Source organism: Kitasatospora herbaricolor (genome assembly GCF_030813695.1).
In the GTDB taxonomy this organism is placed as follows: Bacteria; Actinomycetota; Actinomycetes; order Streptomycetales; family Streptomycetaceae; genus Kitasatospora; species Kitasatospora herbaricolor.
Genome location: NZ_JAUSVA010000002.1, coordinates 3,179,943 through 3,191,844 on the forward strand (window position 1 = coordinate 3,179,943; position 11,902 = coordinate 3,191,844).

Sequence of the window (11,902 nt, forward strand, 5' to 3'; positions counted from 1 at the left end):
CACGGATTCGCCCGGACGGGCCGCCAACATCCCGTCCGGGCACGGTTCCTGGCACGACGAAGGCCGGGCCGCACCCCCGTGGGGATGCGGCCCGGCCCGGTGCCTACGGCGTCGGTCAGCCGATCAGGCTGCGCAGCACGTACTGCAGGATGCCGCCGTTGCGGTAGTAGTCCGCCTCGCCGGGGGTGTCGATGCGCACGACCGCGTCGAAGCTGACGTCACCCGCGGTGACCTTGACGGTCTTCGGGGTGCGGCCCTCGTTGAGCTCGGTCACACCGGTGAAGGAGAAGGTCTCCTCGCCGGTCAGGCCCAGCGACTCGGCGGTCTGGCCGGCCGGGTACTGCAGCGGCAGGACGCCCATGCCGATCAGGTTCGAGCGGTGGATGCGCTCGTAGGACTCGGCGATGACGGCCTTGACGCCGAGCAGCGCGGTGCCCTTGGCGGCCCAGTCGCGGGACGAGCCCGAGCCGTACTCCTTGCCCGCCAGGACGACCAGCGGGATGCCGGCGGCCTGGTAGTTCTGCGAGGCGTCGTAGATGAACGACACCGGCGCGTCGGCCTGGGTGAAGTCGCGGGTGTAGCCGCCCTCGGTGCCCTCGGCGATCTGGTTGCGCAGGCGGATGTTCGCGAAGGTGCCGCGGATCATCACCTCGTGGTTGCCGCGACGCGAGCCGTACGAGTTGAAGTCGCGCTTCTCCACGCCGTTCTCGGTCAGGTACTGCGCGGCCGGGGTGCCCGGCTTGATGTTGCCGGCCGGGGAGATGTGGTCGGTGGTGACCGAGTCGCCCAGCTTGGCCAGCACGCGGGCGCCGGCGATGTCGCTCACCGGGCTCGGGGTCTTGGCCATGCCCTCGAAGTAAGGGGGCTTGCGGACGTAGGTCGACTCGGCGTCCCACTCGAAGGTGTTGCCGGTCGGGACGGGGAGCGACTGCCAGCGGTGGTCACCGGCGAAGACGTCCTGGTAGCCCTTGTCGAACATGGCCTCGTCGATCGAGCCGGCCACCGTGTCGGCGACCTCCTTCTCGGTCGGCCAGATGTCGGCGAGGAAGACGTCGTTGCCGTCGGCGTCCTGGCCCAGGGCGTCCTTGGTGATGTCGACGTTCATGTTGCCGGCCAGGGCGTAGGCGACCACCAACGGCGGCGAGGCCAGGTAGTTCATCTTGACGTCCGGGTTGATCCGGCCCTCGAAGTTGCGGTTGCCGGAGAGCACCGAGACGACCGCGAGGTCCGACTCGTTGACGGCGGCCGAGACCTCCTCGGGCAGCGGGCCCGAGTTGCCGATGCAGGTGACGCAGCCGTAGCCGACCAGGTTGAAGCCCAGCTTCTCCATGTACGGGAGCAGGCCGGCCTTCTCGTAGTAGTCCATGACGACCTTGGACCCGGGGGCCAGGGTGGTCTTGACCCACGGCTTGACGTGCAGGCCCTTCTCCACGGCCTTCTTCGCCAGCAGGGCCGCGCCCAGCATGACGGAGGGGTTGGAGGTGTTGGTGCAGGAGGTGATCGAGGCGATCACGACCGCGCCGTTGTCGATCTCGTACGACGAGCCGTCGGGGGCGGTGACGGTGGTCGGCTTCGAGGCCTCGGAGGAGTACGTCGGCAGCGCCTCGGCGAAGCGCTCGGCGGCCTCGGCCAGGATCACGCGGTCCTGCGGGCGCTTCGGGCCGGAGATCGACGGGACGACGGTGGAGACGTCCAGCTCCAGGTACTCGGAGTAGACCGGCTCGACCGACGGGTCGTGCCAGAGGCCCTGCTCCTTGGCGTACGCCTCGACCAGGGCGAGCTGCTGCGCGTCGCGGCCGGTGAGCTTGAGGTAGCTGATGGTCTCGGCGTCGATCGGGAAGATCGCACAGGTCGAGCCGAACTCCGGCGACATGTTGCCGATGGTGGCGCGGTTCGCCAGCGGGATCGCGGTGACGCCCTCGCCGTAGAACTCGACGAACTTGCCGACCACACCGTGCTTGCGCAGCATCTCGGTGATGGTGAGGACCAGGTCGGTGGCGGTGGTGCCGGCCGGGAGCTGGCCGTTGAGCTTGAAGCCCACCACGCGCGGGATCAGCATGGAGACCGGCTGGCCGAGCATCGCGGCCTCGGCCTCGATGCCGCCGACGCCCCAGCCCAGCACGCCCAGGCCGTTGACCATGGTGGTGTGCGAGTCGGTGCCGACGCAGGTGTCGGGGTACGCCTGGCCGCCCCGGACCATGACCGTACGGGCCAGGTGCTCGATGTTGACCTGGTGGACGATGCCGGTGCCCGGGGGGACGACCTTGAACTCGTCGAACGCGGTCTGGCCCCAGCGCAGGAACTGGTAGCGCTCCTTGTTGCGGCCGTACTCGATCTCGACGTTCTGGGTGAAGGCGTCCTTGGTGCCGAACTTGTCGGCGATGACGGAGTGGTCGATGACCAGCTCGGCCGGGGCCAGCGGGTTGATCTTCGCCGGGTCGCCGCCCAGCTCCTTGACGGCCTCACGCATGGTGGCGAGGTCGACCACGCACGGGACGCCGGTGAAGTCCTGCATGATCACGCGGGCGGGCGTGAACTGGATCTCCTCGCTCGGCTCCGCCGTGGCGTCCCAGTTGCCCAGGGCCCGGATGTGGTCGGCGGTGATGTTCGCGCCGTCCTCGGTGCGGAGCAGGTTCTCCAGCAGCACCTTGAGGCTGTAGGGCAGCCGCTCGGAGCCCTCGACGGCGGAGAGCTTGAAGATCTCGTACGACTCGTCGCCCACCTGCAGCGAGCTGCGGGCGTCGAAGCTGTTCGCGGACACGACTGACTCCTTTTAGGTGCTTCGTGCGGTGCCCGGCCCCTCGGTGCTAAGGTCTGCCTAACTTAGGTCTACCTAACCCGGATCGCCGGTGAGCGCCTCTCGGCAAGTATCTTGATGTCGAGATAAATAGTAGTGGGCAGTTATCTCGATGTCGAGATAAACCATAGTGCATGTCTCGCGCAAGCACGCGCCCGGCATGCCCGTGTGCCGCCCTGCCCGGATTCGGCCCCGCGGGACATGACGCGGGGCAGGCCGCTCACCCGCCAAGGGTCCCGCGGGGACACGAACGGCGAGGAAGCGGCAGGTGGCCGGAGGCGGCCCGGCGCGCCGCGCGCCAGGGCGCCGGACGACACGGACCCCTGGCGGCACGGACCCCTGGCGGCACAGGCGCCGCCCGCCCGGGCGCCGGACCGTACGGGCGCCCGGCGACAGGGGTACCGGCACCGGACAGCGCGGCGGGCCGGCCGCCGGCGGGGGCGGTCAGTCCCGACGGCGGGAGCGGGCGATCCGGACCAGGAGCACCACCCCGACGAGCACGGCGGCGGTCACCACGATCACGGCCACCAGCAGACCGGCCGACCCGTCGGGTTCGGGGGCGATGTCAGCGAGACGCACGGGGGTTCCTCCCGGTGGGGTCGATACCTAGGACGAGCACGAGCAGGACGGGGAACTCGAGGTAGGCGTGGTAGCTCGCCAACGCCGCGTACAAGGCCTTGCCCTGGGCGTAGTCACTGACGAACAGGACGGCCAGCGCCGCGCCGGCCGCCACCCCGAGCGCCCAGGCCCGGCGACCGCGCAGGGCCGGGGCCCGGCGCTCGAAGGCGGCGCTCGCCTCGGGGGCGTAGCGCGGCAGGAACCACACCCAGACGACGTAGTGCATGGTCTGCAGGAAGGCGAAGACCGCCACGAAGCGCAGCCCGGCCGAGCCGTCCAGCCAGCCCGGCGGCGTGTAGGAGGCGGCCAGCCGGTCGGCCGTGGCGGTGGCCGGCGCCGCCCAGCCGTCCAGGGCCCCGCCGAGCAGCAGCGCCGGGACGACCAGCACCCAGCCGCACTGCACCGCCATGAACGCGGCCCGCCCGCGCGGCAGCCCGCGCGACCACTCCAGCAGGAACAGCAGCGGCACCAGGTTGTGCAGGTGGGTCAGCACCACGAAGTGGTAGCCCGGAAAACTCAGCGAGGCGGCGGCCGCGAGCAGCAGGAGCACCGCCGACGCCGCCAGCAGCCACGGGCGCCGGCGCAGGGCGTGCAGGCAGGCCGCCGCCAGCAGCCCGTACACCAGCATGATCTCGGCGGCGCGGGAGGCGTCGGAGACCGGCAGCAGCCGGCACAGCACGATGCCGGTGATCAGCACCACCAGCAGCTTCAGGAACGGCCCGGCCAGCACGGTCTCGAAGCGGCCGGTGACGTAGCGCAGTTCGAGGACGTTGTGCAGGATGCCGAAGAGCGCGAGGCCGAGGACGGCCGTGCCTGCGGGCGCCCGCAGCGCGGCGGCCAGCGCCAGGACGGTGGCCGCGAGGAACCCCGCCAGCGGTGCGGCGCCCACCCCGCGTGTCGGGGCGGCGAGTGCCGCAGTGGCCATTCTTGTCCCCTCCCTGTCCCCCGCGTTCCGGCGCCGGCCCGCACCTGGCACGATCACGCCCGTGCCGTATCTCCTCGCCTTCGCGCTCACCCTGCTGGTCGAGGTGCCGCTGTACGTCGGGGCCCTCGCGCTCGGCGGCGCCGGGCGGGCCCGCGCCGCGGCGGCGGCCGTGGCGGTCAACTGTGCGACGCACCCGCCGCTCTGGTGGTTCCTCGGCCGCTTCACCGGCGCGACCGCCGCAGAATACTGGACGGCCGTCGCCCTCGCGGAGCTGGCCGTCGTCGCCGTCGAGGCGGCCCTGGTCGGACGCCTCGCCGGCTGTCGCGGACCGCTGCCCCACGCGGCCTCGTTGACCGCCAACGCGGCCTCGGTACTGGCCGGGATGCTGGTGGCGCGGGGCCTGGCGGCCGGCTGACGGCGGCCGGTGCCGTGACCGGACAGGGTCACCGAAGTCTCGTGGTCGGCGGGTGCGCGAGTCACCGTTGCTCCCCGGTCTCGGTCGGTCGCAGGGGTGAACGACCCCGGTGCACGGTGGTAATCGACTTGCTGCCCGCCCCGGCGGGCGGGCAGGGTCTGGATCATGCTTGAACTAAGGACCTTGAAATCGGACGACTGGCCCCTTTGGCGGGAGTTGCGACTGGCTGCCCTTGCCGAGGCGCCTTATGCGTTCGGATCGACACTGGCCCAGTGGCAGGGAGCGGGCGACCGGGAGGAACGCTGGCGTGCCCGCCTGTCGATCCCCGGCGCGCACGATCTCGTCGCGCTCCTGGACGGCCTTCCGGTGGGCATGGCCAGCGGAGTGCCGGGCGACGGAGCGGAGAAGGTGGAGTTGATCTCGATGTGGGTCGACCCCACGGCTCGGGGCAAGGGCGTGGGCGACTGCCTGATCCAGGCGGTCGAGCGGTGGGCGGTGGAGCGCGGGGCCACGACGCTGCGGTTGTCCGTCATGCCGGACAACCGCGAGGCAACCGCGCTCTACGAGCGGCGCGGTTTCACGGACACGGGTGAGCCCGGCGATCTTCTGCCCGATGGCGTCGGCCGGGAACGGGTCATGGCGAAGAGCCTGGCCGCTGGCTGATCTCCACAACCGGGCACGGCGGGATCCCTCACTCGGTCAGGCTGCGGCAGCGAGGGGGTGTCCGCCCCGGTGAATTCCCCTCTCGCTGCGGATGCGGGCGGGTTCGCGGCGCTGGGCTGCGAGGACGTCGGGGTGGCGGGATCCGTCGGTCTCCGAACCTTGACCGGCTCCGCCACCAGGCCTCCCCGAACCCTGGATGCCGACTGCCGTCCAACAGGTCCGGACCATGCCACCGCCGACCCGGTGGACCCAGGCGGTCGGAGCACCAGCGTGAGCGGGGCGGGCCCGCGGCGGGCCCCGACCGTGACGTACCGACAGGCCGGAGGCCGTGAATGATCGTGGTGGACGCTTCCGCACTGGTGCTGGCCCTGGCGGACGAGGGCGGGCGCGGCGACCGCGCGCGGGCGCTGCTCGCGGCCGGCGGCGAGTGGGTGGCCCCGGAGCATCTGCTGATCGAGGTGATGCAGTCCCTGCGGGGGCTGTACCTGGCGAAGGAACTCACGGCCGCGCGGGTGGCCGAAGTGGCAGCGGAGCTGCCCGGGCTCACGGTCCGCACGGTGGCGGTCGCGCCGCTGCTGGAGCGGATCTGGGAGCTGAAGGACAACCTGACGCCGGACGACGCCGCGTACGTGGCGGTCGCGGAGCGGTACGGCGTCCCGCTGGTGACGGCCGACCTGCGGCTGATGCGGGCCAGCGGACCGCGCTGCGAGATCCAGGGGATCACCCGCGGCGAGGGCTGAGGGCCGCCTGGAGAGACCGAACGAGGCCACGCCGGGCCGGGCCATGCCGAACCAGGCCGCACCGGGCCGCACCGGGCCGGGCCCGAACAGGCCGGGCCGGGCCGGCGCGGCCGGCCCGGCCCGCTCAGGCGCCCAGGGTCGCGACCAGGACGGCCTTGATGGTGTGCAGCCGGTTCTCCGCCTGGTCGAAGACCACCGAGTGCGCCGACTCGAAGAGTTCGTCGGTGCATTCCAGCTCGGTCATCCCGGTGGCCTCGAACATCTGCCGGCCGAGTGCCGTGCCGAGGTCGTGGAAGGCCGGCAGGCAGTGCAGGAACTTCACGGCCGGGTTCCCGGTGGCCCGGACGGTGTCCATCGAGACCTGGTACGGCTTGAGCAGCTCGATCCGCTCGGCCCAGACCTCCTTGGGCTCGCCCATCGAGACCCAGACGTCCGTGTAGAGGAAGTCGGCGCCGGCCACACCCGCGGCGACGTCCTCGGTCAGGGTGATCCGGGCGCCGGTCTCCTCCGCGAGCGCCAGCGCCGCCTTCCGGACGTCCTCGGCGGGCCAGAGTTCTCTGGGGGCGACGATCCGGATGTCCATGCCGAGCAGGGCGCCCGTGACGAGCAGCGAGTTGCCCATGTTGGAGCGGGCGTCGCCGAGGTAGGCGAGGGCGGTCTCGGCGAAGGGCTTAGACGAGTGCTCCTGGACGGTCAGGACGTCCGCGAGCATCTGGGTCGGGTGCCACTCGTCGGTGAGCCCGTTCCAGACCGGGACGTCGGCGTGGGCGGCGAGCTCCTCGACGATCTCCTGGCCGTGGCCCCGGTACTCGATGCCGTCGAACATCCGGCCGAGCACCCGGGCGGTGTCCTTGATCGACTCCTTGTGGCCGATCTGCGACCCGGAGGGGTCCAGGTAGGTGGTGCTGGCGCCCTGGTCGTGGGCGGCGACCTCGAAGGCGCAGCGGGTCCGGGTGGACGTCTTCTCGAAGATCAGCGCGATGTTCTTGCCCCGCAGCCGGGGCTGCTCGGTGCCCGCGTACTTCGCGGCCTTGAGCTGGGCCGCGAGGTCCACCAGGAAGCGGAACTCCTGGGGAGTGAAGTCGAGCTCCTTGAGGAAGTGCCTGTTCCGGAGGTTGAACGCCATGCCGGGCTCCTGAGTGGGTGACGCGGACCGTGAAGCGGCAATTATATACGATCCTTCGAATTTCTATGCAGAGGGGGCGGGGCCCGCCGGAGACCCGGTGGGCGCACGGGTCGGAGTGACCGTCGCGGCCCGCGGCGGGACTCCCTCGCGACCCTGGACCCGCCCTCGTCGTGGGGCGGGTCGGCGGGTGGCCGGCGTGCGCGGACGCGCCGCCGGCCACCCGCCCGCGTTCCTAGAGCCGGGGGTCGACCGGCTCGGACTCCAGGGCCAGCACGGCGAACACCGGTTCGTGCACCCGCCAGAGCGGCTCGCCGGCCGCCAGGCGGTCCAGCGCCTCCATGCCGAGGGCGTACTCGCGCAGGGCGAGGGAGCGCTTGTGGCCGAGGAACCGCTGGCGCAGCTGGTCCAGGTACTCGGTGTAGTCGGGGCCGTAGATGATCCGCAGGTACTCCCTTCCGCGCACCTTCACCCCCGGCTGGACCAGGCCGCCCGGGCGTCCCTCCCCCGCCCTGCCACGGGCCGGCGAGGAGAGCGGCTTGACCACCATGCCCTCGCCGCCCGCACCGGTCAGCTCCTCCCACCAGGCGATGCCCGCCTCGATCGACCGCTCGTCCGAGGTGTCGACCAGCAGCCGGCCGGTGCCGCGCAGGAGCGGGACCTCGTGGTCGTCCGCCGCTACCAGCCGGTCGATCCAGCCGAGGTGCTCGTCGTGCGGGCGCACGGCGAGGTTGGCCCCCTCCGCGGCCAGCACCTGGAACGGCGCCAGCCGGATGCCCGCGAGGCCCTCGGTCGGCCAGCAGTAGCGGCGGTAGGCCGCGACGAAGGCCTCGGCGTCGGCGGCGCGCCGACGCTGGCGCTCGGTCAGCTCGCCGAGATCGAGCCCCCGGCCGGCGGCCTGCTCCAGGGCCGCCAGCACCGTGGGCAGGGCCGCCCCGGCCGCCGCGCCGACGGCCGCGTACTGCCGGCGCAGCAACTCCAGGGCCTTCAGCGACCACGGCATCAGCTCGGCGTCCAGCAGCAGCCAGCCGGTCTCCAGCTCGTCGAAGAGCCCGGCCTTCTCGGCGGCGCCGCGGACCCGCTCCAGGACGGCGCCGGTGACCGCGTCGTCGCTGAGGAAGGCCCGGCCGGTCCGGGTCCAGATCGCCCCCGGGCCGGCGATGCCGAACCGCTTCTCCAGCGCGGTGTCGTCCCTGGCCACCAGGACGACCGCCCGGGAGCCCATGTGCTTCTCCTCGCAGATGACGTGCTGGACGCCGTCGGTGCGGTAGCCGGAGAAGGCCTCCTCGGGGTGTTCGAGGTAACCGGGGCGGCGCGAGGTGGCGCTCGGCGCCATGGTCGGCGGCAGGTAGGCGAGCAGTCGCGGGTCGAGGGCGAAGCGGCTCATCACCTCCAGAGCGGCCGCGGCGTTCTCCTCCCGCACGCTGACCCGGCCGTGCAGGGAGGTCTCCACGACGCGGCGGCCGGCCACGTCGGCGAGGTCCAGCGGCCGGCCCTCGTGGGGCGCCGGGGCGTCCGTGGTCAGCGGGCGGACCGGTGCGTACCACTCCTGCTCCGCCTCGACGCTCACCAGCTCGCGCTCCGGGTAGCGCAGCGCGGTGAGGCTGCCGCCGAAGACGCAGCCGGTGTCCAGGCAGATGGTGTTGTTGACGAAGCCGGGCACCTGGACGGGCGTGTGGCCGTAGACCACCAGTGCCTTGCCGCGGTACTCCTCCGCCCACGGGTAGCGGACCGGCAGGCCGTACTCGTCGGTCTCGCCGGTGGTGTCCCCGTACAGGGCGTGCGAGCGGACCCGGCCGGAGGTGCGGCCGTGGTACTTCTCCGGCAGACCGGCGTGGCAGACCACCAGCCGGCCGCCGTCCAGCAGGTAGTGGCTGACCAGGTCGCGCATGAAGGCGCGGACCTCCTGCCGGAACTCCTCCGGCTCGGCGGCCAACTGGTCCAGCGACTCCTGCAGGCCGTGCGAGACGGTGACGTTGCGCCCGTCCATGGCGCGGCCGAGCTTGTTCTCGTGGTTCCCGGGCACGCAGACGGCGTGGCCGGCGCCGACCATGCCCATCACCAGGCGCAGCACGCCCGGGGTGTCCGGGCCCCGGTCGACCAGGTCGCCGACGAAGACGGCCGTCCGCCCCTCGGGGTGCGTGGCGTCGACCGGACGGCCCTCGGCGTCGCGGTCGACGGTGTAGCCGAGGCGGGTGAGCAGGGTCTCCAACTCGGAGCGGCAGCCGTGGACGTCCCCCACGATGTCGAACGGGCCGGTGAGGTGGCGCAGGTCGTTGTAGCGCTTCTCGGTGACGATCTCGGCGGCGTCGACCTCGGCCTCGCCGCGCAGGATGTACACCTTGCGGAAGCCCTCGCGCTCCAGGCCGCGCAGCGAGCGGCGCAGCTCGCGGTTCTGGCGCGGGACGACGTGCGGCGGAAGCTGACGGTCCGGGCGGGTCCTGTTGCGCTCGGCGCAGACGCCGGGCGGGACGTCCAGGACGATCGCGATCGGCAGCACGTCGTGGTCCCGCGCGATCCTGATCAGCTGCCTGCGGGCCTCGGGCTGGACGTTGGTGGCGTCCACGACGGTCAGCCGCCCGCCGGCGAGCCGCTTGCCGACGATGTGGTGGAGCAGCTCGAAGGCTTCGGCGGAGGCCGACTGGTCGTTCTCGTCGTCGGCGATCAGGCCGCGGCAGAAGTCCGAGGAGACCACCTGGGTGGGCCGGAAGTGCTTGCGGGCGAAGCTGGACTTCCCCGCGCCGCTCGTCCCGACGAGCACGACGAGGGAGACGTCCGTGACCGGGAGGACGCGCGGCGCGGCGGAGCCGGCCGCGGCGGGAGGGGCGGTCCCGGGGGCGGTCCCGGTCGGCCCGGTGGGGCGGTTGGCGTCGGTCATCGGGTGTCGCCCCCTTCGGGGGTGGTCGCGGAAGCGGAGGAGGAACCGGTGGCGGAGGGGGAAGCCGAAGCGCCGGCCGGAGCGTAAGCGGCTTCGGTGGTCGCCGCTGTACCGAGGCGGAACAGGGCCAATTGGGTCGGGGCGCCCACCTCCGGGTCGTACGGCCCGACGGGCCGGACGACGACCGAGTAGCCGTAGGCCGCGGCGGCCCGCTCGGCCCAGGCCAGGAACTGCGCGCGGTCCCACTCGAAGCGGTGGTCGTGGTGCCGGACGTGCCCGGCCGGGAGGCTCTCCCAGCGGACGTTGTACTCGACGTTGGGCGTGGTGACGACGACGGCCGACGGGCGGGCCACCCCCAGCACGGCCTCTTCGAGAGCCGGCAGCCGGGGCAGGTCCAGGTGCTCGATCACCTCCGAGAGGACGGCGGCGTCGTACCCCTTGAGGCGCGCGTCGGTGTAGGTCAGGGCGCCCTGGACGAGGCTGACCCGGGCCGCCTGACGCTCGGACATCCGGTCCAGGCGCAGCTTGCGGGCGGCGGTGGACAGCGCCCGGGAGGACACGTCCACGCCGATCACCTCGGTGATCCGGGCGTCCTTGAGCAGAGCGGCGATCAGCTCGCCCTGCCCGCAGCCGAGGTCGGCCACCCGGGCCGCCCCCACCTCGCGCAGGGCGTCCAGGATCGCCGCGCGGCGCTGCTCGGCCAGGGAAGGGGCCTTCGGCGCCGCAGGGGCGTCCGGCTCCGGGTCGGAGCCGGACGCCACCCCGGCCTCGGCGGGCCGGCTGTCGGCCGGTCCGCCGGCGCCGGGCCCGGTGGCGTCCACCGTCTCCCCCGAGTCGTCGACGGCGTTGTCGAACTCCTCGGCCTCCCGGTCGTCGGCCTCCGCCAGCCGGGCCAGCTCCAGCCGCTGCATGGCCGTGCGGGTCAACGACCAGCGACGGGCCAGGTAGCGGCCGGCGATCAGGGCCCGCTCGGGGTGGTCCGCGAGCCAGCCCTCGCCGGCGGCGAGCAGCTTGTCGACCTCGTCGGGCGCCACCCAGTAGTGCTTGGCGCCGTCGAGGACCGGCAGCAGGACGTAGAGCTGCTGGAGCGCGTCGGCCAGGCGCAGCGTCCCCGACAGCCCGACCCGGAGGTAGCGCGACTCCCCCCACTCGGGGAAGGTCTCGTCGAGCGGGATCGGCTCCGCCTCGACCTGCCAGCCGAGCGGCTCGAAGAGCCGGGCCACCATGGCCGCGCCGCCACCCTCGCCGGGACCGTTCGCGGGCACGGCGGGCAGCACGATCCGCAGCGGCCGGGTCTCGTCCGCGAGCCCGGGCCGGTTCTCGCAGACACCCTTCATGGCGGTGCGGAACACGGTGCGCAGCGCCACCGCGAGCAGGGACGAGGCGGCGTAGGGGCGGTCGTTGACGTACTGGGCGAGGGCGAAGTCGGGCGAGCCGCCCCGGCCCTTGCCCATGCCCCGCCGGACCAGCGCGACGGGATCGATGTCCAGCAGCAGCGCCGCCGTACAGACCTCGTCGGTCGCCTCCGGGTAGAAGACATGGGCCTCGCCGTGGGAGGTCGCGAAGCGCTGCACCTTGCCGGGGTGCTTGTGCAGCAGGAATCCCAGGTCGGTGGCGGGGCGCTCGGCCGTGCCGGTGGTGGAGATCGAGATGAACACCCGCCCGAGTATCGCCGAGGCCGGTCGGTGGGGGCATCGGGTTTTGCGGGGGTGTCCGTCCGGTGAGCGCGTTCGGCGGCCCGGG

Annotated in this window: 9 protein-coding genes and 1 pseudogene; 3 read left to right on the plus strand and 7 right to left on the minus strand. The window is 72.7% G+C overall.

What is annotated here, in order from left to right; all coding sequences use genetic code 11:
• Positions 1-115: 115 nt before the first annotated feature.
• The 3 genes from acnA to J2S46_RS14305 form a co-directional block, all read right to left on the minus strand.
• Positions 116-2,761 carry an aconitate hydratase AcnA gene (acnA, locus tag J2S46_RS14295; RefSeq protein WP_191289296.1) on the minus strand — a complete coding sequence of 882 codons (2,646 nt, stop codon included), beginning with the start codon at positions 2,759-2,761 and terminating at the stop codon, positions 116-118.
• A 480-nt stretch (positions 2,762-3,241) separates the two neighbouring features.
• Positions 3,242-3,376 (minus strand): hypothetical protein, encoded by a 135-nt coding sequence (locus tag J2S46_RS14300; protein WP_268255680.1) that lies wholly within the window; start codon positions 3,374-3,376, stop codon positions 3,242-3,244.
• Entirely contained in the window at positions 3,363-4,340 is a 978-nt protein-coding gene (locus J2S46_RS14305) for a hypothetical protein (RefSeq protein WP_191289297.1), read from the minus strand. The genes J2S46_RS14300 and J2S46_RS14305 overlap by 14 nt, the downstream gene beginning before the upstream one ends.
• A gap of 61 nt (positions 4,341-4,401) precedes the next feature.
• On the opposite strand from J2S46_RS14305, the gene J2S46_RS14310 reads away from it, so the two are divergent.
• Both J2S46_RS14310 and J2S46_RS14315 read left to right on the plus strand, forming a co-directional pair.
• Positions 4,402-4,755: a hypothetical protein gene (locus J2S46_RS14310; protein WP_191289298.1), complete on the plus strand. Its 354-nt coding sequence runs from the start codon at positions 4,402-4,404 to the stop codon at positions 4,753-4,755.
• A gap of 165 nt (positions 4,756-4,920) precedes the next feature.
• Complete coding sequence (locus J2S46_RS14315; protein WP_191289299.1) at positions 4,921-5,418, plus strand: GNAT family N-acetyltransferase; 498 nt, start codon at positions 4,921-4,923, stop codon at positions 5,416-5,418.
• Positions 5,419-5,454: 36 nt separating this feature from the next.
• Here the strand turns inward: J2S46_RS14315 and J2S46_RS41040 are convergent.
• Positions 5,455-5,559 (minus strand): annotated as a pseudogene (locus J2S46_RS41040) (integrase); the annotation flags it as partial.
• A 191-nt stretch (positions 5,560-5,750) separates the two neighbouring features.
• Here J2S46_RS41040 and J2S46_RS14320 point away from each other — a divergent pair.
• A complete protein-coding gene (locus J2S46_RS14320) occupies positions 5,751-6,158 on the plus strand; it encodes a type II toxin-antitoxin system VapC family toxin (protein ID WP_191289300.1) in 408 nt (135 codons plus the stop codon).
• Positions 6,159-6,282: 124 nt separating this feature from the next.
• Here the strand turns inward: J2S46_RS14320 and argF are convergent, their stop codons facing one another.
• From argF to J2S46_RS14335, 3 genes are all read right to left on the minus strand, one after another.
• On the minus strand, positions 6,283-7,284 hold the full coding sequence (argF, locus tag J2S46_RS14325; protein ID WP_191289301.1) for an ornithine carbamoyltransferase: 1,002 nt from the start codon (positions 7,282-7,284) through the stop codon (positions 6,283-6,285).
• Between the two features lie 232 nt (positions 7,285-7,516).
• Positions 7,517-10,159 (minus strand): polynucleotide kinase-phosphatase, encoded by a 2,643-nt coding sequence (locus tag J2S46_RS14330; protein WP_191289302.1) that lies wholly within the window; start codon positions 10,157-10,159, stop codon positions 7,517-7,519.
• Complete coding sequence (locus J2S46_RS14335) at positions 10,156-11,817, minus strand: 3' terminal RNA ribose 2'-O-methyltransferase Hen1 (RefSeq protein ID WP_191289303.1); 1,662 nt, start codon at positions 11,815-11,817, stop codon at positions 10,156-10,158. Before J2S46_RS14335 ends, J2S46_RS14330 begins: the two co-directional genes overlap by 4 nt.
• Positions 11,818-11,902: the final 85 nt, after the last annotated feature.